Source organism: Streptomyces sp. ACA25 (assembly GCF_028200735.1).
In the GTDB taxonomy this organism is placed as follows: Bacteria; Actinomycetota; Actinomycetes; order Streptomycetales; family Streptomycetaceae; genus Streptomyces.
The window spans coordinates 230,806-254,499 of sequence record NZ_JAQKPV010000001.1; the positions used below are offsets into that span (position 1 = coordinate 230,806).

21 protein-coding genes and 1 pseudogene are annotated in these 23,694 nt (G+C 70.6%); 16 read left to right on the forward strand and 6 right to left on the reverse strand.

Translation table 11 applies throughout. The features are described from left to right. Window positions 1–45 precede the first annotated feature (45 nt). Window positions 46–924: an LLM class flavin-dependent oxidoreductase gene (locus PJ985_RS01080; RefSeq protein WP_271681552.1), complete on the reverse strand. Its 879-nt coding sequence runs from the start codon at window positions 922–924 to the stop codon at window positions 46–48. 226 nt (window positions 925–1,150) lie between these two features. Here PJ985_RS01080 and PJ985_RS01085 point away from each other — a divergent pair, with 226 nt between their 5' ends. From PJ985_RS01085 to PJ985_RS01095, 3 genes are all read left to right on the forward strand, one after another. After that, window positions 1,151–2,017, forward strand: a complete 867-nt coding sequence (locus PJ985_RS01085) for a GNAT family N-acetyltransferase (protein ID WP_271681553.1) — start codon at window positions 1,151–1,153, stop codon at window positions 2,015–2,017. Window positions 2,018–2,483: 466 nt separating this feature from the next. Continuing rightward, a complete protein-coding gene (locus PJ985_RS01090; protein ID WP_271681554.1) occupies window positions 2,484–2,657 on the forward strand; it encodes a hypothetical protein in 174 nt (57 codons plus the stop codon). 236 nt (window positions 2,658–2,893) lie between these two features. Beyond that, window positions 2,894–3,256, forward strand: coding sequence for a hypothetical protein (locus PJ985_RS01095; protein ID WP_271681555.1), 363 nt, complete (start codon window positions 2,894–2,896; stop codon window positions 3,254–3,256). Window positions 3,257–3,910: 654 nt separating this feature from the next. On the opposite strand, the gene PJ985_RS01100 is transcribed toward PJ985_RS01095, so the two are convergent. From PJ985_RS01100 to PJ985_RS01110, 3 genes are all read right to left on the reverse strand, one after another. Then, the gene (locus PJ985_RS01100) at window positions 3,911–5,122 is read right to left on the reverse strand and encodes a hypothetical protein (protein WP_271681556.1); all 1,212 of its coding nucleotides are present in this window, start codon (window positions 5,120–5,122) and stop codon (window positions 3,911–3,913) included. A gap of 71 nt (window positions 5,123–5,193) precedes the next feature. Then, window positions 5,194–5,748 (reverse strand): GNAT family N-acetyltransferase, encoded by a 555-nt coding sequence (locus tag PJ985_RS01105; RefSeq protein ID WP_271681557.1) that lies wholly within the window; start codon window positions 5,746–5,748, stop codon window positions 5,194–5,196. Continuing rightward, complete coding sequence (locus PJ985_RS01110) at window positions 5,745–7,013, reverse strand: helix-turn-helix domain-containing protein (protein ID WP_271681558.1); 1,269 nt, start codon at window positions 7,011–7,013, stop codon at window positions 5,745–5,747. The genes PJ985_RS01105 and PJ985_RS01110 overlap by 4 nt, the downstream gene beginning before the upstream one ends. A 114-nt stretch (window positions 7,014–7,127) precedes the next feature. Here PJ985_RS01110 and PJ985_RS01115 point away from each other — a divergent pair, with 114 nt between their 5' ends. From PJ985_RS01115 to PJ985_RS01145, 7 genes are all read left to right on the forward strand, one after another. After that, complete coding sequence (locus PJ985_RS01115; RefSeq protein WP_333909820.1) at window positions 7,128–7,667, forward strand: ATP-binding protein; 540 nt, start codon at window positions 7,128–7,130, stop codon at window positions 7,665–7,667. A 20-nt stretch (window positions 7,668–7,687) separates the two neighbouring features. Further along, window positions 7,688–7,894 carry a hypothetical protein gene (locus PJ985_RS01120; RefSeq protein WP_271681559.1) on the forward strand — a complete coding sequence of 69 codons (207 nt, stop codon included), beginning with the start codon at window positions 7,688–7,690 and terminating at the stop codon, window positions 7,892–7,894. Window positions 7,895–8,073: 179 nt separating this feature from the next. Then, the gene (locus PJ985_RS01125; protein WP_271681560.1) at window positions 8,074–8,580 is read left to right on the forward strand and encodes an NUDIX domain-containing protein; all 507 of its coding nucleotides are present in this window, start codon (window positions 8,074–8,076) and stop codon (window positions 8,578–8,580) included. A gap of 57 nt (window positions 8,581–8,637) precedes the next feature. After that, complete coding sequence (gene fxlM, locus PJ985_RS01130) at window positions 8,638–9,864, forward strand: methyltransferase, FxLD system (RefSeq protein WP_271681561.1); 1,227 nt, start codon at window positions 8,638–8,640, stop codon at window positions 9,862–9,864. A gap of 104 nt (window positions 9,865–9,968) precedes the next feature. Beyond that, on the forward strand, window positions 9,969–10,178 hold the full coding sequence (locus tag PJ985_RS01135; RefSeq protein ID WP_271681562.1) for a hypothetical protein: 210 nt from the start codon (window positions 9,969–9,971) through the stop codon (window positions 10,176–10,178). Between the two features lie 84 nt (window positions 10,179–10,262). After that, window positions 10,263–13,154, forward strand: a complete 2,892-nt coding sequence (locus PJ985_RS01140) for a lantibiotic dehydratase (protein WP_271681563.1) — start codon at window positions 10,263–10,265, stop codon at window positions 13,152–13,154. Beyond that, the gene (locus PJ985_RS01145) at window positions 13,138–14,406 is read left to right on the forward strand and encodes a lanthionine synthetase C family protein (protein ID WP_271681564.1); all 1,269 of its coding nucleotides are present in this window, start codon (window positions 13,138–13,140) and stop codon (window positions 14,404–14,406) included. Before PJ985_RS01140 ends, PJ985_RS01145 begins: the two co-directional genes overlap by 17 nt. A 152-nt stretch (window positions 14,407–14,558) precedes the next feature. Here PJ985_RS01145 and PJ985_RS01150 read toward each other — a convergent pair whose 3' ends face one another. Continuing rightward, window positions 14,559–17,180, reverse strand: coding sequence for a DEAD/DEAH box helicase (locus tag PJ985_RS01150; RefSeq protein ID WP_271681565.1), 2,622 nt, complete (start codon window positions 17,178–17,180; stop codon window positions 14,559–14,561). A gap of 183 nt (window positions 17,181–17,363) precedes the next feature. Between PJ985_RS01150 and PJ985_RS01155 the strand changes: the two are divergent. After that, a pseudogene (locus PJ985_RS01155) lies at window positions 17,364–17,840 on the forward strand (tyrosine-type recombinase/integrase); the annotation flags it as partial. A gap of 263 nt (window positions 17,841–18,103) precedes the next feature. Here PJ985_RS01155 and PJ985_RS01160 read toward each other — a convergent pair. Continuing rightward, window positions 18,104–18,538: an ATP-binding protein gene (locus PJ985_RS01160; protein ID WP_271682052.1), complete on the reverse strand. Its 435-nt coding sequence runs from the start codon at window positions 18,536–18,538 to the stop codon at window positions 18,104–18,106. A gap of 304 nt (window positions 18,539–18,842) precedes the next feature. Between PJ985_RS01160 and PJ985_RS01165 the strand changes: the two genes are divergently transcribed. The 5 genes from PJ985_RS01165 (at window position 18,843) to PJ985_RS01185 (ending at window position 23,690) form a co-directional block, all read left to right on the forward strand. Then, a complete protein-coding gene (locus tag PJ985_RS01165; protein WP_271681566.1) occupies window positions 18,843–19,580 on the forward strand; it encodes a hypothetical protein in 738 nt (245 codons plus the stop codon). 82 nt (window positions 19,581–19,662) lie between these two features. Continuing rightward, complete coding sequence (locus PJ985_RS01170; RefSeq protein WP_271681567.1) at window positions 19,663–20,406, forward strand: YcnI family copper-binding membrane protein; 744 nt, start codon at window positions 19,663–19,665, stop codon at window positions 20,404–20,406. A 186-nt stretch (window positions 20,407–20,592) separates the two neighbouring features. Continuing rightward, complete coding sequence (locus PJ985_RS01175; protein WP_271681568.1) at window positions 20,593–21,258, forward strand: SCO family protein; 666 nt, start codon at window positions 20,593–20,595, stop codon at window positions 21,256–21,258. Beyond that, on the forward strand, window positions 21,255–21,719 hold the full coding sequence (locus PJ985_RS01180) for a copper chaperone PCu(A)C (RefSeq protein WP_443033347.1): 465 nt from the start codon (window positions 21,255–21,257) through the stop codon (window positions 21,717–21,719). The genes PJ985_RS01175 and PJ985_RS01180 overlap by 4 nt, the downstream gene beginning before the upstream one ends. Before the next feature lie 3 nt (window positions 21,720–21,722). Next, window positions 21,723–23,690 (forward strand): copper resistance CopC/CopD family protein, encoded by a 1,968-nt coding sequence (locus tag PJ985_RS01185; protein WP_271681569.1) that lies wholly within the window; start codon window positions 21,723–21,725, stop codon window positions 23,688–23,690. Window positions 23,691–23,694: the final 4 nt, after the last annotated feature.

Below are 23,694 nucleotides of genomic sequence, written 5' to 3' on the forward strand. Positions count from 1 at the left end.
CGGGGCCCCGTCGGGTGGGGCGCCGCCGATGCCGCACCCCGGCAGTCAGCTGTCGAGGGCCTCGCGGACCGCGGGCACGACCTCGTCGGCGAAGACCGCCAGCTGCCGCTCGTGATCCTCGTCGGGCCAGTAGACGAAGGCGTTCATGCCGACGTCCCGCACCAGCGGCACGAGTTGCTCGGTCCACTGGCTCACCGAGCCCTTGAACGGCTCGCCGGACTCCGGGCCGATCATGCCGTTGAGGTTGTAGACCTTGCGCAGGGCCGACGGGTCGCGTCCGGCATCCTCGGCCGCCCCGTTCACCCGCGCCACCGCGGCCGGCAGGCGGTCCAGGCCGAGGAAGCCGAGCGAGGGTATCCAGCCGTCGGCCAGGGCGCCGGTCATGCGCAGCATGCGCGGCCCGTAGGCACCCAGCCAGATCCCCAGCCCCGGGGTGGGTTCCGGCCCGGGGCGGGTCCCGGCGAGCGAGTAGTACGTGTGGTCGGTGGTCCGCACCGACCGCTGCCCGCTCCACATCAGCCGGATGACCCCGACCGCCTCCTCCAGGGCGTCGGCGGCCTCTTTCCCGCTGCGCCGGGGACCGCCCATCGCCTCGATTGCCTCCCAGAAAGCACCCGCGCCCAGGCCCAGTTGCACCCGGCCACCACCGGTGAGCACGTCGAGGCTGGCAACGGCCTTGGCCAGCATGGCCGGAGGGCGCAGCGGCAGGTTGGCCACGGTGGGCACGAACGTGATCCGCTGGGTGGCGGCCGTCAGATGGCTGATGAGGGTCCAGGTGTCGAAGAACGCACGCTGGTACGGGTGGTCCTGCACCGTCACCAGGTCGAGCCCGGCCTCCTCGGCCCGGCGGGCCAACCGCAAGGGAGCCCCCGGATCGGCCCAGGTGGGGTCGATGTTGGCGCCGAACAACACCGGGACAGTCATCTGTTCTCCACTTCGCTTGCCTTCTGCCCGTGAGGGCCTGCCGTCTTCCGACGGTAGGCGGACGGACGGGCCCCCGCCACGGGAGCGCCCGGGCCGGGCCGGTTCCGGCCGTGGCCGACCGTGGCCGACCGTGGCCGCTGTCGGCGCTCGGCCGGCGCGCAGGCGCCGCGCCGGCCGGCCGGAAACCTGATGCGGGCAGGCGGTGCGGTGAGGTGGAATCGGTGGCATGACGAATGCTTTGCACACACCAGGAGTTGACGGACTGCGCGAGGTGGTGGACGTGCTGCGGGAGTGGCAGTACGAGGGGGCGCCGATGCAACTGCATCCGGGAGACCTGGGCTGGTTCTGGCGGTTCGGGGCGGAGGCGACAGCCGCCGCAGTACGAACGTGGAGCCGGGGCGGGCGGATTCTCGCCGCCGGACTGCTGGACGGCCCCGAGCTGCTGCGGCTGACGATCGCACCGGACGTTCAACAGGACGAGGAGCTGGCGCGGCAGCTGGTCGAGGACGTCACCGATCCGGAGCGCGGCGTACTGCCGGAGGGAAAGGTGAACATCGAGGCGCCCATGGACGCACGGGTCCAGGACCTGCTGTCCGAGGACGGCTGGCGGACCGACGAACCATGGATACCGCTGCGCCGCGACCTCACGGAGCCGGTCGAGGACCCGGGTGTGCGCATCGAGGCGATCGGGCCGGAGCGGGCGCACGCGCGGGCCGCCGTGCATCGGGCGTCGTTCGACAGCGTGAGTTTCACGGACGAGCGCTGGCACGCGATGGCGGCCGGCTCGCCGTACGCCGACGCCCGGTGCCTGGTCGCCCACGACGTCCGGGGTCACTCGGTGGCGGCGGTGACGGTGTGGTCGGCCGGTCCGGGGAAGCCCGGGTTGCTGGAGCCGATGGGTGTGCACCCGGAACACCGCGGTCACGGCTACGGCAAGGCGATCACCCTCGCCGCGGCGGCCGCACTCCGGGAGCTCGGCTCGTCGAGCGCGCTCGTCTGCACCCCGGTCTCCTACGCCGGAGCCGTCGCCACCTACAGGTCGGCAGGCTTCCGGCAGCGCCCCGAGGTCCGGGACCGGTACCGGGAAGCCTGAGCCGTGCGTCCTCGGTTGAGCTTCCGTCCCCGGGCACGAGCAGGAGGCGCCCTGTCAGCTTGCCCCTTCGTCCCCACGGTCCTGCCCTTCGTCGAAGAACCGGCCTTACTTTGATCTACCGCCTCCTACAACGGCCTCGCCACAGTCCAGACCCGCAGCACAGCACAGCTACAGTCGCATCGGGACGACTTAACCCTCTGACTCCCAGACCAGCTTCGGAACCCCAAGTGGACACACGACACACGGATCGCACCGAAGCAGAATGTCAGGAATGGCGGAAATGCACCTACGGCCAACAGCTCACCACACCCACGGCGAGCACAAAACCGCAGGTCAATTACCGTGGCGGCCACCCTCCGGGGTGGTCGAGGATCGCAACCAGCTGATGCCCGCTCCGTCTCGCCAGCCTTCGTAGCGGGTGGCGACCACCCTCCGGGGTGGTCGAGGATCACAACCAACGCGGGCCGTGCCGCAGGAAGCGCTGACCATGTGCTGGGGCACGGCCCGCAAGCGGTGCGCGAAGGTCCTCCAGGGCGAGCTGAAGACCGCGGTGGCCGCTACCGGGGACGACCGGGAGGGCGTGGACGTGGTCCTCGACGGCGGGTTGCTGGCTTTCGGGCACCCAGTTCCCGCTCCATGAGGAGCTATCGCGTTGGGGCGCGCCTGTGGGACTGCGGAGCCTGGTCGCCCCTTACTTGGAGTGGCGCGTGGCCACACCATCGACCTCAGCGACGGCGATCTGCGGCTCCGCCTCAACGACGACCAGCAGGCGGACGGCGAGGCGCTGCGGGCCGCGCTGGCCTCCTCGGAGCGGAGCACCGTCTGGACGGGCGTGGCCCTGCGCGGCAACGAGGGCGTACTGCCCTCGCTGGATCTGTGGCTGGTCAGCACCCTGTCACCCTGCGCGAGAATCCACACCAGCTCCCCCGGGGGGTGGAGCGAGGGCTGTCCGGAGGGACGATCGCCGCCGCCACCACCTGGGAGGGCGGCAGTCTCGCCTACCTCACCATCCGGCCGGAAGCGGAAGGCTTCGAACTCGGCGTGCACGCCTACGGCCCCGACCGCGAACGTCTCGCCGCACGCCTCGCGGACCGCATCCGCGCCTGGGACGACGGCGGCCACCGGGGCACGGTGGAACCCGTCGCCCACGTCTACCCCGCCGGGACCCCGGACGAACAGCTCGCCCCCGGGCAGGTCGTCGACAACCGCTACTCCCGGCTTGTCATCTCCGTCCCCTGACGCTGCGCACCTCGCTGGGGGTGGCGGTGTCGGATTCCCAGAGGAGCTGCTTGCGGAGGGTGAAGTCCCTCAAGTCGGTGCGGTCGAGGTCGCCGTCGAGGAGTTCTTCGGAGGGACAGCCGAGGTCAGACTGTGCCGACAGCGTCCGATGCAGGTCAGCGGGCCGTGATCGCCTCAGGAGGCGTGCAGGAGGGCGTCTTCGCGCCATTTGAGGATCAAATGACCCCCGGTCCCCGCTGACCTGCCCCTTCACCCCGAAAACCACCGCTGACCAGTGCAAACCCCCTCCGCAGGTTTCCACTGGTCAGCACGGTTTTCGACCCCCGAGTGCACCAGATGTGCACTCCCCCCAGCGGCAGACCCTGCGCCACTCCACTACAACCCAACCACCCTGCCGACGCGCTCGAAGCCCTCCTCGCCAAATTTCCCGACCCCAGCTCAACGCTCCCGCAGGACGAACCCTGCCGCCGACCAGGAACCGCCACGCAGCTCATCGCGGACTACCGGACTGGCTCCACCGTCCTCCGACTTGCCGACCGCGTCACATCGGCCGCCAGATGGTGAGCAAGACGCGAAACGTTACGGCCTGCAGATGCGGCGGGGTGGTCGCACCAGGGGAACAGCATGATCGTGGCCAGGCTTTCGCGAATTACCTCAAGTCCTACCGGCAACCATGTAGTAATTCCAGTGCACCAAATGCCACTCCCCGTCCATTGATGAGGGGGTTGGTTCTCCATCGGGACTCTCGTACACCCAGCGAAGTTTCCCTTCTTTTTCCTCACCGCCAGCCATGAATAGCTTCACGCTCACGACACAAATGGCCGCAGTCCGATGATCGATGAAATTGATTTCGAAGGATTCGAGGTCGAAACCTTCGTAGCTTTGTCTAATCAGTCGAGGAAAACCGTTGCCGTGAGCATCCCGCTCGCGATTATTTACTGACTGTGCCATGCCCCCGTAATTCTTATTCCTCCAGGACGTCAAAAACCGGTCGGTCGCTTCGTAAGCCTTGTGACTGGTGAAGCCATCGGAGTCCTTCCCTAGATTCTCGGGCTGCCACTCATCAAGTGCGCGCTTCACTCGGCCATTGTCGGCGATCTTTTTGAAGGTATCAGCCCACGATGGCTGCTCCGGCTTTGGCCGACTGGCCTTCTCTTTTGCCTTCGCCCAGTCAACAACGGCGAACAGGTAGTTCCATGCCTTGGTAGCAACAACCTCATTATTGAAGTTGAGGATACTGCCATGAACGATTCCGTTCCTATGAAGCTCATAGACGGGGTTCTCGTTCGGCTTGGTCCTGCCTTTTGTGAAGACCTTATGGACCCTCGCAAGCCCTCTGTGGTGACCAATGATGCTATCCCAACCGTCAAGCTCTTCGGGCTTTCTGGCGTGAAGGCCACGCCTAACAGTTTCAAATTCGTTGACGAATCCATCCATCACGCTCAGCAGTACGTGAGTGCATGCGTAGTATCGCCCAGCCTTATAGTCGTCCAGTGCATACCGAACGAGATGCTCGCGCTTGCGCAAAGCGTCCATGCTCCTAAGTCGGAGCATCATAAACTTCAGCGTATTCTCATTTTGGTAGTAGCCAATGAGACGCGCCTCGGCGGTAGCGGCGTCTGGTGCATCGTTCAAGATCTCTTCGATTTTCGTGATCGAAAGGTCATCGTGAAAGATCCAGTTTCGCTCTCCCAGTACGACGTAGAACCGATCTGCCAGGTCGCCAAGACGCTGGATCTGCTCTTGAAGCTCCTCGACGTTCAGTCGCCTTTCTTTGGGGATCAAGAATTGAAACAGCTTGACCCCTTTAAGTTGCTGCTTCAACTCGATGAAAGACGGTAGGTCGTGAGCGGATTCGTACGGCATGAAAGTTCCTCGAAAGCTTCGGGGCATGGCACCCGATGAGGCGATGCCCGTCCGGCAGGTGATTCTTCTGGCTATTCGGTCGGTGCGGGCTTGGGAATAGCGCGCAGCATGGCTGTGAGGATAGGACCGTCGGCTGAAGGTTGTTGAGTGCTGATCTGGTGGTAGCCCCAGGACTCGTAGAGGGCTTTGACCTTGCCGTTGCCGTTGAGGGGGTTGACCAGGAGGGTGACCTGTTGCTCGGGGCGGTGGGCGAGGAGTTCGTCGTGGATGCGACGGGCGGAGCCGGTGCCGCGCCAGGGGATGCGGAGCATAATCTCTTTGAGGGCGACGGTGGGGGTGTCGGTGCAGCCTTCGGGGAGGGGGGTGGTCATGCGCTTCCACCAGCGGTCGTCGGGCTGGAGGGTGTTGACGTAGGCGTAGCCGATGGGTTCGTCGCCGTCGTAGCCGATGACGGCTTCCCAGCCTGGTTCCGCGCCGTGGCGGGCGAGGCGTTCGCCGTAGCGTTCGACGGAGTAGTGGGGCTGGTGGAGCTGGTCGGCGCGGACCTCGGCGTAGACGTCGATGAGCGTGGTCCACACGGTGTCGATGTCGGTTGCGTGACGCAGCTCGATGGCGTCTGAGGTCACTGCGGGCTCCTCGGGTTTGCGCGGGTGTACTGGTCCCAGGTGCGGGCGGGTTCGCTGGACGGGGCGGCGATGCGCAGGGCGTTGCCGAAGTCGTCGAGCATGGTGGTGACGCGGGGGTGCTGGCCGGTGGGGTCGGCGGGGATGGACAGGGCGGTGGCCACGGCCGGTTCGATGTCGCCTTGGCCGAGCTGGGCGTGGGCGAGGCGGGCGGTGGTGATGGCGCGGGAGCGCTGCATCTCGGGGCGGAGCAGGGCAAGGCTGCGGTGGGCGTGGGCCTCGGCCTCGTCGTAGGCGCCGAGGGAGAGGCAGGCGGCGAGGGCGAGGCTTTCCAGTTCGGCTTGGTCGTAGAAGGCGTTGATCCAGACCGGGCGCTGTTCGCCGCTGCGGGCCTGCTGAAGGGCTTCCTGGGCGTGGCCGAGGGCCTGGCGGACGGCGCGGTGTTCGCCGGTGAGGCCGTGGATGGCGGCGTGGCGGGCGTGGCCGAGGGAGGCGAACAGGGGGTCGCGGCGGGCGATCGGCAGGCGGCGGGCGACGTCGTTGGCCGCGAGGGCGTCCGCCGGCCGGGCCATGTGGCGGTAGAGGCTTCCGGCGTGGGACCAGATGCGGAAGGCGATGGTGGGGTCGCCGGACATGGAGGCGAGGCTGGACGCCCGGTCGAAGTGGCGCTGTGCGGCGTCGAAGCGGCGGCCGTCGATGGCGGCCCACAGGGCGCTGGAGGTGAAGGAGGCCGCGCAGCCGTAGAGAGCACCGCGCACCCGCTGGGTGGCGGTGCCGCGCGCGAGCAGGGCCAGGGCTTCGCCGGCGAGGGCGGAGGCTTGGATTTCGATGGTGAGCTTGCCGCCGTAGCGGTGGTCGCTGGCGACGAGGACGGCGAACTTGCTGAGCAGTCGTTGCACATCGCTCATGCCGACGCGGGGCTGGACGGCGTACGCGGGAGCGGCGCTGACGGCAGCGACGGCGGCTGCGGCGGTGGCGCCTATGAAGCGGCGGCGATGCACGGGGTCCTCCGGTACCGAACGCGAGGAGTCTCCTCGGGGAACGAAGCCCAGTTCGGTGACCGGGCAGTTGAATACTGCCTCTAAGGCTGCCCGCTGCCGTTGGTGCGGCCAGCGGGATTTTCCGGTCAGCCAGTTCCGGACCGTCCGGTCGCTGACCGTGCCCTCGTAACCGGCGGCCCGCAGGTCGGCGTTGACGGCTTCGGCCAGCTCAGCCTGGGTGAACCCTTCGTCATCCATGCGCTGCTTGAGGATTTCGTTGCCCTCCACAGCCTCACGGTAGCCACGTCATCGCGCTCCGCTGAACCGCTCGGCCCGCAAATTTCCGGTTGGCCGCACTGCACGGGCGGACCGGTTTTCCTCCCGCTCCCCGGCTGTCGCTCGTTGAACTGGACACCTGCCGCCGCACCGGACGGCACCGACGACCGAGAGGAGGACGCCGCACTCGGCCCCCGAGCCGGGGCAGCAGCAGCCACCGCCGCTCACCACCACGAGGTCCTGATGACCATCACCGCCACTGTCCGACTGACCGAGCGACCCAGATACAGCAGAACCCTGCCGCGCGCGGCGAAGAGCGCCCGAGGGGCACGCACGCTGGTGCGCACCGCCCTGACCGCGTGGGGTCTGGATGGGATAGCCGGGGACGGCGAGCTGGTCGTCACCGAGCTGGTAGCCAACACCGTCGAGCACGCCAGGGGCCACCACGTCCGGGTCACCTTGACGCGGGTGGGGCCGGGCCGGGTGCGGATCGCGGTCGTGGACCTGTCCCGCACGCGGCCGGTGCGGCGTGCTGCCGGTGACGACGAGGTCCGCGGGCGCGGCCTGGCATTGGTGGAGGCGTTGACCGTCAGCTGGGGCACGGACTCCAAGCGGTGGGGAAAGGTCGTCTGGGGCGAGCTTGCGGCGGGGGTGGTCTGCCGATGAGTGGGCGTCACCGTCGCAAGTTGCCGTCGGCCGACGGCCGGTTCGCCGGCGCCGTCATGATCGCGGCGAATCTGGTCGGTATCGGCGCGGTGTTGTATGTCGGCGATGCCACCGCTTCCGCGGCGGTTTCCGCGCCCGACCGTCCGTTCGCCGATGACCCGGACGAGCAGGGCGCTGCGCGCGCCGCTCCGGGCAGCCGCTGCCGTGACGGTACGCCGCTTTCCTGATCTGTCTGATTCACCCATGACGGCCGCCCTGCCTGTCCCACGTCCGGCAGGGAACGGCCGGGCCCGCACCCCCGAGCGGGCCTGCATCACCCGCTTCCTCCGGGCCGGTGACCTCCATTTCCCCGGCCCGGAGGAAGCGGCACCAGCCTTCTACGACCGACAGACCGAGGAGACCGACCGTGCACAACGAAGCCGACTTCACCTCACCTCCCGGACGGCGCCTCGGAGCGCTGGCCCTCTTCCGCAACGACGACGGGCAGGTGCTGCTGGTCGAGAAGACGTACTGCGCCGGGCGGGGCCGGTGGGGTCTGCCCGGCGGGTGCGCCCATGCGGGCGAGCCCGCCGCTGTGGCGTGCCAGCGGGAGGCGCGCGAGGAACTGGGGCTGCGCATCGTTCCCGGCCGCGTGCTGGTCGTTCACCACATGCCCGCCGCCGGCACCAGCCGGGAAGGCGTGAACGTGGTCTTCGACGGCGGGCGGCTGGCCGCGGACACCCAGTTCACGCTGAACGAGGAGCTGGCGTCGGCGCGTTGGGTCGCGCCCGTGGGGCTGCGGAGCCTGGTCGCCCCGTACACCGAGTGGCGCGTCACCGCCGCCCTGAACGTCCTCGCCACCGACCCCGGGGCCGGCAGGCAGGACGGCGGCCCGGGTGTGCCGTACCTCGTCGGGCATGCCCCCGCAGCGTAGCCAGCCTGGCCGAAACACGTCGCAATCAGGAGCAATCGCGTGACTACACTCCGCACAATGACGACCCAGACCACCCCCGAGGCCGCCGACATCACCGCCCTGCGAGAGGCCCTGGCCGACACGCTCCGCCAGCAGGGAGACATCCGCCGCGACTGCGTCGCGGACGCCTTCCGCACGGTGCCGCGCCATGTCTTCGCCCCACAGGCATCGCCGGTTGAGGCGTACGCCGACGACGCCGTGATCACAAAGACGAACGACCGCGGCCACCCCGTCAGTTCGGTGTCCGCCCCCTGGGTGCAAGCCCGGATGCTGGAGCTGTCCGGACTCGGGCCGGGCATGCGGGCACTGGAACTGGGGTCCGGCGGCTACAACGCCGCCCTGCTCGCCGAAGTGGTCGGGAAGGACGGCGAGGTGGTCAGCGTCGACATCGACCCGGAGGTGACCGAGCGGGCGAGCAGGCTGCTGGCGCAGACCGGCTACGACGACCGGGTCACGGTGCTGTGCGCCGACGGCACCTATGGCGCGGGCGAGCTGGCGCCGGACGGCGGTTTCGACGCCATCGTCGTCACCGCCCAGGCGCCCGACGTGCCCCCGGCCTGGTCTGCCCAACTCGCCGAGAACGGTCGGCTGGTGGTCCCGTTGAGCTTCCGCGGCATCCACCAGGTCTTCTCCTTCGAGCACGAGGACGGGCACCTGGTCAGCCGGGGCCAGACCCGGTGCGGCTTCGTCGGTATGCAGGGCGACAACCGCCACGGCGGCCACACCATTGACCTCAGCGACGGCGACGTGCGGCTTGGCCTCAGCGACGACCAGCAGGCGGACGGCGAGGCGCTGCGAGCCGCCCTCGCCGCCGGGCAGGGCAGCACCGTCTGGACGGGCGTGGTCCTGCGGGGAAGCGAGGGCGTGCTGCCCTCGCTGGACCTCTGGCTGGTCAGCACCCTGGCGCCGTGCGCGAGGATCTACGCCAGCGCGCGGGGTGTGGAGCGCGGGCTGTCCGGTTGGACCATCGCCGCCGCCGCCACCTGGGAGGCCGGCACCCTCGCCTACCTCACCATCCGCCCGGCGGCCGATGGCTTCGAACTCGGCGTGCACGCCTACGGCCCGGAACGGGAACGGCTCGCTGCTCGCCTCGCGGACCGTATCCGTGCCTGGGACGACGGCGGCCACCGGGGTTCGGTGGAGCCGGTCGCCCGTGTCTACCCGGCCGGAACCCCGGACGATCAGCTCGCCCCCGGGCAGGTCATCGACAACCGCTACTCCCGGCTCGTCATCGCCCTGCCCTGACGCCGCGCCGCCTCACCGCCCTGGCCCCCTCGCTACTTCCCGGCATACGCGCCGGGGAGGACCCATCCCACCATTGCCTTCGTGCGAAGGAGCTGCTGACAGCCATGACGCCACACAGCACCGCATCCGTCCTCGACGACGTTTTCGATCTCGACGCCCGCACCACTGACCTGTCTCTGCTCAACCCCTCGCTTGCCGATTCGGAGCCGTGCACCGGAGACAACTGCGGGCAGTCCCCGACCACCGGCCACACCACCGGCTGCGCCACCCCGGACGGCCCCATCGTGCCGGGCCTGGGGTGCAGCGCCCTGTAGCAGCCGTCCAGTTCCCCCTCCGGGTGCGGCGCACCAGGCGTGCGCCGCACCCGGCAGGACCGCCTTCGTCCCGGGAGCCGCGTCATGGTCCGAAGCGTGTTCCGCCACCAGCCGGTGGCCCTGGCGCGTATCCCACTGCGCCCGGCCGTTTCCGTGCCCGAGGAGGCAAGCGCCGGCCTGCTGGCCGAGGGCATTTTCCTGGCCAGCCGCGCCATGGGACAGGCTGCCGAGGCCACCCCCGCAGCCGACGACGCGCGCACGGCGGCCACGCGGCGCGCCTACGACATCCGCTCCCGCACCCGCACCACCCCGCACGGCGTCTTCGCAGCCGTCGCGCCCGCCAGATTCGCCGACCAGCCGGCCGTGCTGCGCCTCGGCGCGGCCCACCGGGCGATCACCACGCCCAGCGCCGCCTGGCTGACGACCGTCGCGGACCGGCTCCTCGACACCGGCGACGTGCTGCTCTCTCTGACCCTGACCACCAACAACCTGGTGCGTCGGCGCGGCGACCGGCTGGAGGCCGAACACCCCGCATCCACCGGCGCCAAGCCCCAACGCAGCAGCATCCGCGCAACTGTTGTGGCCCTGTGGCTGCTCGACATCTGCCGCGACGGTGCGCCGGGGGCACGCGTACTGGGCGGGATGACCGCCCGCTACCAGGCGGTCGATGAGGCGACGATCCGCGCCACCGTGCGGCAGATGATCCGTACCGGCTTCCTGCTGACCGACCTCCTCCCCGGCTCCATACGCGCCGATCCGCTTGGCCATCTCCTCGCGCGGCTTCCGCCCGCCGCCGCGCTGCGCCGGGATCTGGAACGACTGCGCGAACTGCTCGACGGGGCTGACGCTCTGCCGCCCGGCACGCCCGAGCGGCTTCCGTTGCTGCGGTCCGCCCGCGACGCGGCCGACGCCTTGGCCACGGTCGAACGCCCCCTGACCACGGACACCCTGGCCGACGCCTCCCTCGTCCTGCCCCACGCGCTCGGGCAACAGACAGCACAAGCCGCCAGCCTCCTCTGGCAGATCAGCCAGCTCACCAGCCCCGCCGCTGAGTACCACGAGAAGTTCCTGCGCGCCTACGGCCGCTACCGGCTGGTGCCGTTGCTGGAGGTCGTCGACCCCGCTACCGGCATCGGTCCGCCCGGCCAAGCCGACGACCTCACCACCCAGGGCGACCTCGACCCTCGCCGCGCCGCACTCCTCGCCCGCTTGCTGGCCCAGGCCACCGCACGGGGACAGACGGAGATCACCGTGGACGACGAACTGGCGCACCGGCTCGCGCACGGCGTCCGCGCCGAACCACCGGCAACCGCCGAAATCCACGTGCGGCTGCTGCACGACGGTGACCAGCTGCGGCTGGCCGTCTGTGACGCCGGCTCCCAGGACGCCGGCACGGCCGCCGGGCGCTTCGCCCCCTGGCTGCCCCAACTCGCCCCCAGCAGTACCGACGCGGCGGACGGGGCACCGATGGTCGCCGAGATCGTCTGCCGCCCACGCACCGGCCCGACCGCCGCACTCGCAGTCGAGACCGGATTCGCCCTGCGCCGCATCCCCCTCGGCGTGCCCCCACGCAAGGGAGACCTGCTCCCGGAGGATCTGCTGGTCGGCTCCGCCGGCCACCACCTGGTCATCTGGTCCGCCCGGCATCAACGCCCTGTCCGGCCAGTGCTGTTCAGCCGCCTCGCCGCCGACCTGCTGCCCCCGGCCGCCCGTACGCTCCGTCTGATCGGCCACGCCGGACATCGACCCTGGCACACCTGGTCGTGGGGACCGGCCGCGTACGCCCCGTACACCCCCCGCGTCCGCTACCGGAGCGTCATCCTCGACCCGGCCCGGTGGCGACTCCCCGAAGACCTGATCGATGCCCCCGCCCACCGCCGCACCTGGACCAAGGCGCTGACCGCCTGGCTCGCCGACGCCGTTCCCGCCCCGCCGGACATCGTCGTGGTCCAGGAGTCCGACCGGCAGATCCCTTTGGACCTGCGGCGAGAGGAGGACCGTGAACTCCTACGACGGTCTGTGCGACGCGGAGCCCGAGCCCTCACTGAACCCCTGAGCAAACCCGGCACCACCGACGCGCCTGTCGATGGGCCGCACGGCCGACACGTCATCGAACTCGTCATCAACCTCACCCGGCGCCACGGCCCCTCGGCACAGCACCTCGACCCACGCACCCGGCCGCGTCCCGGACCTGCCACCAGACACCTGCCCGGCGGACCGTGGCTCTCCGCTGCCCTCCCGGTCCCCGCCGTCCACCAGGAGAGCGTGCTCCGTCAGCTTCCCGAAGTCCTCGCCCCTGCAACGGAACACATCCACCGCTGGTTCTGGCTGCGCTACCACACACCCGCCCTCGGCGACCATCTGCGCATCCGCGTTCACGGCGCCCCCGAGGCCCTCGCCGCCCACGTCCTCCCGCTGCTGGCCACCTGGTGCACCACGCTCGCCGCCGAGCATCTCGCCGGAGGAATGGTGCTCGAACCGTACGCACCGGAGACCGAACGTTACGGCGGCCCCGACGCGATCGGCGCCGCAGAGGACGTATTCGCCGCCGACAGCGCCTTCGCCGCGCGCTGCCTTGCTCTGACCGACGCGCTACCCGACCGGCTGCTGATCGCGGCCACATCGGCGGCGGACATCGCCCGCACGGTGGCCGACCAGCCCCGCCTCGCCCTGCGCGGTCACGGCCTGTCCGCGGCCGACCGCCGCGCCCGCGAAACCCTCCGGCCCCGCCTGCGCACAACCCGCACCGACCCGGCCTCCCTCATCCCCGCAGACCTGGCCGACGCCATGGCTGCACGACACCAGACGCTCACCGCCTACCGCCCCACCCTTACCGACCCCGACGTGGCCGACCTCTGTGCCTCCGACCTGGTCCATATGCACTGCAACCGCCTCCTCGGACCCGACCCCGCCCACGAACGGGTCACCCGCTCCCTGGCCACCGACCTCTTCCACGCCCATGCCCACCAGCACTGACGAAGCGGCCCGGCAGGCCCTGGCGGTAGCCCACGCCCTCCGCGACCCCGAACGCGTCACGGCGTCCCTCACACCCCAGGCCGCCGCGACCCTCTGCGACGGTCTCGCCGGAACCGCGCTGCTACACGCCTGTCTTGCCCGCGCCGACCCGCAGTTCGCCACCGCCGCCGCCCAGCACTGGGAGGCCGCAGCCCGCCTCGGCCGCAACACCCCACCGGACGGCATCCACACCGGCCCTGGCGCCCTCGCCGCCTCCCTCATCATCGGCACCGCCTACCTCCCCGACCCCGGCTCCTACGCCGACACCACCCGCAACGCCACCGCCTGGCTGTCCGCCCGCGCCGAAGGACTCGCCCTTCACCAGCAACGGCGCACCGCCCAGGGAAGACCCGGCGCACCCTGGGCGGTCTACGACGCCATCAAGGGCTTGGCAGGCATCGGCCGCGTACTCCTCGCCGCGCACGCCACCGGCCACCGCAAGCAGGCGCAACCGGGCCTCACCGCCACGCTTACCACCTTGACCGCCATCCTCCGCACCCGGCACGGCCAGCTCCCCGGCTGGTGGCTGCCAGCCGAAGACCACCCGTCCGGCGTCACCGTTCATGCCTCCGGAGCCGCCACCACCGGCCTCTCCCACGGCGCCGCCGGCCCGCTCGCCCTGCTCGCCATCGCCTACACCGCCGGCCGCACCGTCCCCGGCCAGGCAGAAGCCATTCGCACCACCGCCACCTGGCTGACCACCCACCGCGACGCCGACGGCTCCTGGCCACCACACATCAGCGGCGACACGCTCGACCACCCACCGACCCCCGTCGCCCCACGCTCACCCGGAAGGCGCGACGCCTGGTGCTACGGCACCCCCGGCATCGGTCGCGCCCTCACCCTCGCCGGCCACGCCCTGACAGACCCGACCCTGACCACCGCCGGACGCACCGCCATCGACCGCCTTGCCGAACGCCGGCCCACCGCCTGGGACACTGAAGGCCCCACCCTCTGCCACGGAACAGCCGGAACCCTCCAAGCCGCCACCCGAACCGGCCACCCGGCGGTGGCGGCACAAGCGGCCGAGCACATCACCGCACTCCACGACCCCGACCGCCCCTTCGGCTTCCCCCACATCGAAGCTGGCGTCCGGTTCGACAACCCCGGCTTCCTGACCGGCGCCGGTGGGGTGGCCCTCGCCCTCGCCGACCACACCGGACTACTCTCCGACCCCACCACCGCCTGGGACTCCCTGCTCCTCCTGTCATGACATGATGCGTGGTCGCGCTCGCAGGAAAGGGTTGGTGGGAACGGACGAGCTGCTGGTGGCCCTATCAGTCCCGAGGGCCAGCTACGCCCGTGGAGTGACATCCGCCACCGTGGCCGTTGGCGCGGCGGCACTGGCGAGGTGATGACCGTGCGCTATGCCACGGTGATCGGGAGGCTGGTCACCAGGGCGAGCCACTGGCTGGGGAGAGCCTGTCGCTTGCTGAGGAGGTTTGCGACGACAGGCCGGGCATCTATGGGCTCCATCCGGCTGGTTTGGGACCGGATCGCTCCCCAGGCGGCCAGCACTCGCTCCGCGATCTGCTGGATCGGTTCGGGCGTCACCAGGAACAACGGCCTGCCGGTCGCGACCAGCCTGGCGTCATGGGCCACATCGGTCTGGGGGGTGACGAACAAGATCACCGACCCTTCGGGGACCTCACGATCGGTTACTCCCGCCGCGTAGTTCAGGTGCGTCAGTGCCTCGCGTACCTTTCTGGAAGCGATCTTTGAGCCTGTGGCCCCGGACTTGGCCTCGATCGCGAGCCAGAAGTGTTCGCCGAACATCCACACGGCGTCGGGCTCAGAGTGCGCGGAGGAGCGTTGCAGGACTTCGGCTCCCATGAGCTCGCCCAGCGCGATCAAGCCGTGCTCGAAGAGGGTGCTGTCGGTCTGCCCCAGCCCGTCCCTAATCTTCTGCTCCAGCGCCAGCGGCTTCATATCGGTTCGCAGCGCGTGGTCGGCGATTTGGTCGATCACCCACTCGTCCAGGGGGTCGAGCGCGGTTACCTCAGCCTGGCTGTCCGGAGTGAGGAGGGCTATCGCGTCGAGGTTCAACTCGCTCAGCCACTGTGTCCCCTGTGCGGAGACGCGCGCGTCATCGAAGGACCGGCCCGCCACTCCCGCCCAATGAGACCCACCTGCGCCTTGAGCCGCTAGGACGGCCCAGGCCCCGGCGAGGTACTGCCACAGCGCGCGGTAGTGGCTGTCGCCGCCGGCGAGCGCTTCGATCGCTTTCCGTGCGCGTTCCACGGCCCTTTCCCAGTTGTGGTGCCACGCCGCGTTGGCAGCCTCGACCTCAAATCGGGCTGCAGTCTGCAAATGGGGTGTGCCCTCCGGTACACGGTGTGGCCGGTCGTCGGTCTGTTCGCGCTCACGGACGAATTCGTCGACCTGGGCCCAGTCGGCGCCCCCGGCGGAGACGGTAGCCAGAGCCTCCCGTAGTCCGGCCTCCGAGAGGTCCTCCTGTTCCAGGCCGAAGTTGATCTCTGCGCGGATCTCGGCGGGCATGGTGTCCAGGTGGGTCGCGCAGAACTGCTGCAGGTCGCGTCCGAGCATGATGATCGCCGCGCGGTCCTCGCTGCCGCGGGTCGCCCTTCCGGCTCCTTGGATGAGTCGGGTGCGGATCCGCTCGTTCAGTACCGTGTCGGCCCCGAGGCTCTCGTAGAGAAACCGCTCTTGCAGGTGAGCACCGGTCGGGCAACCGTGCATGACGATGAGCCGACAGGTGTCGCCGGGAAGGTCGATCCCGTCGTACCGGTTGGCGGCAGCCAGCAGCCCGCGCTCGGCGTCGCGGAACTCCTCCGGAGCATCGTCCGCCTCGCCCGTGGCCCACTGCGGCATGCCGACCGGGGCCACCACCTTGACCAACTGCGTGCGCTCCTTTTCGCTGCGGGCGATCACCAGGGCCTTGCCGAAGGCGTCGATCTGCTCGCGCACGAACCCGTGAAGCCTGTCGTCGCCGAGGCCAGGGGTGAGGCTGGGGAAGCAGAAGAAGCGCCTGCCGTTGCCCTCCTCGGGGTTGTCGCTTTCCGCATCGGAGGCGAGAGCAACGGGGTCTAGTTCGATCCGATCGATCCGCCGTCGTCCGAAGGCGCGCTCCAACTCTCCGCCTGTGCCGAGCGTGGCTGACATGTAGATCCGCTGGGCAGCGTCCTCGAACTCCTTGTGCGACAGAGTGGGAGGTACCACCGGCCGGATGAAGACCTCGTCGCTGTTCACGTAGACCAGGCACGCCGCCAGCCCGGTGTGCCCTAGCTTCTCGTAGGCGAAACGCCACCGCGGCTTATAGACCAGCGCCTGCTCTAGAACCTGCTCCAGCTTCGAGGCGGCCAGTGTCGTTTCGGCGACGCCCGCGAGGTACACGCGGCCCGCTGTGCGGTGATGCAGTCGCCTTGCAACGGCGGCGCTGAAGGCACCGCAGCCTGTGAGCACCTCGACGACCTGGTCATACGTCGCGCTCTCCCAGCGACGCTCGATGCGCACGCTCCAGGTAGAAGCGACCGGGCTCTCTGCCGCGTGCGCGTCGTCCAGAACGATGGCCTGCGGTGCCATCTTCGGACTGGAGTTGAACACAGCGTTGAACGTCGCGAAGGCCACAGCCTGCTTCCGCACGAAGCGCAGGTCCGTCCCAGCCCATTCCGTGTGCTTGCCGGTCAGGTCCACCGCCGGTACGCCGTAGAGCTCTGCTAACCGGGCGGCCTGCTGGGCAAGCTGCCGGGTCGGCGCCAGGTAGGCCACACGCTCGTTCTTGCTGCGACGCCGCCACTCCGCGATCAGGCAGCCCACAAGGGTCTTCCCCGACCCGGTGGGCATCTCGAACGCCAGATCCTTGCTCCCGAGCTTCTCCATGTACGCGCCCAAGACGCTTCGCTGGCGCGCATGGAGCTTGTCCGGCGCCTCAGGTCGACGCTCCAACTGCTTGAACAGGGCCATCGGCGACTCCGCGCCCGCCGCAGGTGTGCTGTTTTTCATGATGAAAGCCACATAGAACAGCACACCACAAATCACCCGGACCTATGACTGAAACCTGAGCGCGCCGCCAATTTGCTACATCGGCGAGCCCAGTCAACGAGCTCGCGGCTCAGGATCCATCACCCGGTATCCGGCGCGTCAACCTCGTCATCACGGATCTGTACGGTGATCGCTGGTCTGCCGGGCCGGTTCCAGTGCGGTGGGAAGGTGGCCTTCGGGTGCGGGCTGCGTCAGGGCGAGGTTCTCGGCGTCGCGGTCGAGGACCTGGACTCCAAGCAGCGTCTGGTACGCGTCAACCGGCAGATCAAGCTGGTGCGCTCCACGATGGTCTTGTCGCTGCCGAAGGGTGAGCGGGTGCGTACCGTCCCGATGCCCGACGAACTGGCGAGGGCTCTCAAGGCCCATATGAAGGCGTACCCGCCGAAGGAGATCGCCCTGCCGTGGGCCAAGCCGGACGGCGCGGAGCGGAGGTTCCGGTTGCTGTTCACCACGGAACAGGGCAAGGCGTATCACCGGAGCGTGCTGAACGAGGGCGACTGGAAGCGTGCCCTGGTCTCGGCCGGGGTGATACCGCCGCGCGAGAAGGGGGCGCCGCGCTTCGCCGCTGCCCCGGAGGACGGGATGCACGCGCTCCGTCACGCGTACGCCTCCGTGCTGCTGGACGCGGGAGAGACGATCAGAGCCCTCGCCGAGTACCTCGGGCATTCCGACCCCGGCTTCAGGCTGCGCACGTACACGCATCTGATGCCGGCGAGCGAGTCGCGGACGCGGAGGGCGATCGATGCCGCCTTCGCGTCGGGGGGAGGTGAGGGCGAGGGCTCCGGCGAGGGGGAATCCGCAACGGTGTGCACTGCATGTGCACTGGCCGCCTGGTCCGGGGCCGGGGGTGCGGCCGAGGCGGGGCCGGGCGGCCGGTTCCTGGGCAGGTCAGGCAGGGTGCGGGCGGGTCAGGAGGCGTGCAGGAGGGCGTCTTCGCGCCATTTGAGGATCTTGTCGAAGGAGACGACCGCGCCGCCGCTGCCGGGCTGGTTGGCGAACCGGACCCGGTCCGAGAGGGCCTCGATGAGCCGCATGCCCCGGCCGTGCTCCCGGTCCGCCTGACCGGCCGGGAGGGCGGGGGCGTCCGGCGGGAACCCCGGGCCCGAGTCGGTGACCTCGATGCGGCACATGTCTCCGTGGATGGAGGCCGTGACCCGGTAGAACTGTGACCGGTCGCCTCCGTGCTGGACGGCGTTGGCGCAGGCTTCGGACAGGGCCACCGAGAGTTCGTGCGAGATGTCCGCGTCCACCCCCGCCGTCTCCATCGCGCCGAGCAGCAGCCGGCGGGCCAGCGGGACGCTGGACGCGTCGCGCCGGAGTTGGAGAGACCACCAGATGCTCATCCCGCATCCCTTCCAGAGCTTCTCCGCCCGCGGCGCGGCACAGCGAGAGGCCGAGTCGCCGCAGCTGATCAGCCGCGGATGCGTGATGTCACGCACACCTCCCGGCCGCGGCCCGACACACCCAGGTATTGCCGAGCGGCGGCAACCGTAAGCGTGGGGTGGGCACAACTCCCCCCATTCGGTGGATGTACTGAACCGAAGAGTCGATATAGCGATGCTCCATTCAGAGTGATCTGTGGAGCAGATGTGCGGATTTCGGGGCGATCACACCGGTCAGGGACCGCGGTGCGATGATGTGGGGGTCATGCGTGCCGGCCCGGGGTTGCGACTGCTGCGGGCCGCGGTCTTCGCCGCGGCCTGCGTCGTGCTTGCCGCAGCCGGCCACACCTTCGCGGCCGGCCCTGGCGTGCCACCGGGCTCACTGGCCGCCGGCTGGCTGCTGGTCTTCCTGGTCACCTCGGTGCTCGCCGGGCGGGAGCGCCGCTCGCTGCCGGCCATCGCGGCCTTCCTCACCGCCGCGCAGCTCGCGCTGCACACCCTGTTCGGCCTCGGCCGGACCGGGCACGGCGGACCGGCCCAGGAGACCACCGACACGCTCCTGTGCCACGGCCACGCCGCCGGGCTGAGCAACGCGGACGCCGCCCGGCTGGGGCACGACGCCGGGCTCGGCCCGGCCGGCGGGCATCTGACGGGTACCGGGGAGAGCCTGGCCTCACTCGCCGACGGATCCATGCTGCTGGGGCATCTCCTCGCCGCCCTGGCCGCCGGCTGGCTGCTGCGCCGCGGTGAGGCAGCCCTGTGGCAGCTGGTCCGCCTGTCGGCACGGTCAGCGCCCCGGGCGCTGATCCCGCCGGTGCTGCGGCGTGCCCTGCTGCTCACCCGGGCGCTGAGCAGCCCTCTGCTCCTCGTCCCGGTGGCGGGCCCGCAGCCGGGCACCGGCCACCACCGTCCCACTCCGGTCACCCAGGGCACGATGCTTCCGGACAGCGTCATCCGGCGCGGCCCTCCCCAGCGGGCGGAACAGCTGATCCTCGCGGCCTGACGCGCCCACCTCCGACCGGGGACGGGTGCGCTGTCGTCGCGCGCCCTGTCCCCCCTTCCTCTCCGCCGGAGTGTGCTCTGTCATGAACCGCAACCGTCTGCTCGCCGCGACCGCCGTCGCCACCGCCGCCGTGCTCGCCCTCGGCACCCCCGCGCTCGCGCACGTGACCATCGACCCGCGGGAGACCACCGCGGGCGGTTACAGCACCGTCAATGTCAAGGTCCCCAACGAGCGGGACGACGCCTCCACCGTCGAGGTCGAGGTGTTTCTCGACCCCGAGTACCCGGTGGCCTCCGTCATGCCGCAGCCCGTCCCCGGCTGGGACGTCGAGGTCGAGACCGCCGAACTCGACGAACCGCTGGAGGTCCACGGCAACCGGATCACCGAAGCTCCCAGCAAGATCACCTGGAGCGGCGGTGAGATCGGCCCCGGAATGTTCCAGCAGTTCCCGGTCTCCATGGGCCGTCTGCCCGAGGACGCCGACCGGATGGTGTTCAAGGCCATCCAGACCTACGACAGCGGTGAGGTCGTGCGCTGGATCGACGAGCCGGGTGAGGACGCCGAGCAGCCGGCGGCCGTTCTCACGCTCACCCCTGGTGACGACGGTCACGGGCACGACGACGCCGACGCCGCCGCAGCGGACACCGACGCCGACGAGGCGCCGGCCGGGGACCACGGCGAGACGGCCACCGAGGCCACCGGATCCGCCGGATCCGCCGGGAGCAGCGACACCACGGCCCGGGTGCTGGGCGGCGTCGGCATCCTTGTCGGCGCGGCCGGTGTCGCGTTCGGCGTGCTCGCGGGCCGTCGCCGCACCAGCGCCTGACCTCTCCCGCTTCCCCACCCCGTGTCCGGTGCCGGCCCCCGGCCCGGGACACACCGTGCCCGGGCGGGCCGGGCTCGTGCGGCCCCCGCATGAGCCCCGGCCCGCGGGCAACCGCGCACCGCGGACCCCGGGACCGCGCCGGCACGACCGGCCCCCGGGAAACACAGAAAGACCCGGAACCACCTGATGCACCTGCGCCCTCTCAAGACCGCCGCCGCGACGGCCGCCGCAGCCCTCCTGCTGGCGGCCTGCGGCACCGGAACCAGCCCCACCGACAGCGTGGCCGGCACCCCCGCCGGCACCGCCGACGAACTCCCCTCCGAGGAGGAAGGCACCGTCCTGGACCAGCCCTTCGCCAAGCCCGGTCTCGTGCTCACCGACACCTCGGGCGCGCCGTACGACCTGGTCGCCGAGACCGCGGGCCGGCCCACCCTGCTGTACTTCGGCTACACCAACTGCCCCGACGTGTGCCCGCTCACGCTGAGCAACATCGCTCTCGCCGCTGACTCTCTCCCCGAGGAGGAGCGCGAGGAGCTCCGGGTGGTGTTCGTCACCTCCGACCCTGAGCGCGACACGCCCGAATCGCTCGGCCCCTGGCTGGACAGTCACGACCCGGACTTCGTCGGCCTCACCGGTGACTTCGCCACGATCCAGGAGGGCGCCCGCAGCGTGGGTGTGCACCTCGACGAGGCGTACGAGGACGAGGACGGCCACATCATCTCCACCCACGGCACCCAGGTACTCGCCTTTCTCCCCGGGGACGACCGGGCGCATGTCCTCTACAACAAGGACGCCACCGTCGAGACCTTCGAGCGCGACCTCCCGCTACTGATCGCCGGGAAGACCCCGTGACAGGGCACCGCCGCCTGCCGCGACCCGCCGCCGCCCTCACCGGGGTGCTCCTCCTCGCGTTCTCCCCGGCGCTCACCGGCTGCGCGGAGGACGCCGCCCCCGCGCTCAGCGCGGAGCACGCCTTCATCCCCGAGCCCGTCGACACCCGCATGGCGGGCGGCTTCCTCACCATCCGGAACAGCGGGGGCGCCGACGACACCCTCACCGCCGTGACCAGCGATCTCGCCGCCACCGTGGAACTGCACGAGACGGTCGACGACCGCATGCGCCCCGTCGAGTCGTTCCCGGTACCGGCCGGCGGCACGCTCGACCTCCGGCGCGGCGGCCATCACCTGATGCTCCTGGACCTCACGCACAAGCCCCTGCCGGGTGACCGGATCTCCCTGGAGCTGCACTTCGAGGAATCCGATCCGATCACCCTGGACGTCCCGGTCGAAGCCGCCACCTACCGCGGGAAGTGACCCATGTCTGCCGCTGTCTCCTCCTCCCCCACGAGCCGGTCCCTGTGGACCGTGCTCCTGCTGACCGGCGCCACCCTGGCCACCCTGCTTCTGGCGGCCGCTCCCGCCGCCGCGCACGCCTCGCTGACCGGCAGCAACCCTGAGGAGGGGGCCGTGGTGGACACCGCGCCCCAGCACGTCGTCCTCACGTTCTCCGAGGAGGTGGCGGTCTCCGACGACTCCCTCCGCGTCCTCGACCCCACGGGAGAGCGCGCCGACACCGGCGAGCTCACCGACCACAGCTCGGACGGAGTCGTCCGGCACGGCGTCCCCCTCCAGGGCGGCCTGCCCCACGGCACCTACACCGTCGCCTGGCAGATCGTCTCCACCGACAGCCACCCCGTGGCGGGCGCCTTCACGTTCTCCATCGGCGCCCCCTCCGAGACCGCCGTGGATCTCGGCGGGGACGGCGGGGGGATGGTCGAGTTCCTGTACGACCTCGGCCGCTACGCCGCCTACGGAGGGTTCCTGCTGCTGGTCGGCGGCAGCGCCTTCGTGCTGCTCTGCCGGCCGGGCGGCGCCGCGCTGCCCGGCGTCCAGCGGCTCGTCCTCGCCGGCTGGACCACACTCACCGCGTCCACCCTCGTCCTCCTGCTGCTGCGCCACCCGTACACGAGCGGCGGCCCGCTCTCCGACGCCCTCGACCGCTCCGGGCTCGGATCCGTCATCGACACCCCCACCGGGACCGCTCTGGTGTCCCGGCTGCTGCTGCTCGCCGCTGCCGGACTCTTCCTGGCCGTGCTCTTCGGCGCCCACGCCCGGCTGCGGGTCCACCGGGGCGAGCCGGGCGGCGGGCCCGCCGGTCAGGACGAGCCGGGTAGTGGCCGGGACGACGAACGGCTCCGCGACCTGACCTACGGGCTGGCCATCGGCGGCAGCATCCTGGCGGTGGGCCTCGCCGCCACCTGGGCCATGGCCGAGCACGCCTCGTCCGGCCCGCTGACCGGCCTCGCGATCCCCTCCCACCTCGTCCACCTGCTCGCCTTCGCCTGCTGGTTCGGCGGGCTCGCTGCTCTGCTGCTCCTGCTCCACCGCGGCCCCGCCGTGGACCGGGAAGTCGTACGGCGCTTCTCGGCGGTGGCCTTCACCAGCGTCGTCGCGCTGACCGTCACCGGCCTCTTCCAGTCCTGGCGGCAGGTCGGCTCATGGTCCGCCCTGACCGGCACCGCCTACGGGCAGCTGCTCCTCGCCAAGGCCGGCCTGATCGCGGTGCTGCTGGCCGCCGCCTGGATCTCCCGGCGGTGGACGGCTCTGCTGGCCGACCAGCCGTCGGAAGCCGCCGAGGAGCCCGGGCCGCCACCGGCCCCCGCCCCGGAGCCGGCCCTCGTCGCGGGCGGCCCCGTTGACCCCGAGCGCGCCGCCCAGCTCGCCCGGCAGGAGCGGACCGTGGCGGACGTCCGGCGCCGCAGGACCCGTGACGCGGACGGGGAGCGCCGCGGCCTGCGCCGGTCGGTGCTCGCCGAGGCTTTGATCGCCGTTCTCGTGCTCGCCGTCACGACGGCGCTGACCGGTACCACGCCCGCCCGCACCGAGGCCGCGGCTCCCGGTCCGGCTGCCGGTGGCCCGGCGGCGGAGGAGGACGACTGGGGGAACCCGGTCTCGCTTTCGCTGCCCTACGACACCGGCGGTCCGGACGGCCGCGGCCGGGTCCTGGTGGACCTTCTCCCGGCCCGTGCCGGAGAGAACACCGTGCACATCCGTACCGTGGACGACGACGGCGTCGAGCTGCCCGCCGAGGAGCTCCAGCTCGCCTTCACCCTGCCGGGCGAGGATCTCGGGCCGCTGCGCTTCGAGCCGGCCCTGGTGGACGCCGGACACTGGGCAGCCGAGGACATCACCCTTCCGCGCCCCGGCGACTGGGAGCTCACTTTGAGCATCCGGACCGGTGCGATCCACCGGGCCTCCGTGACCGACACCGTTCCGATCGACTGAAGTG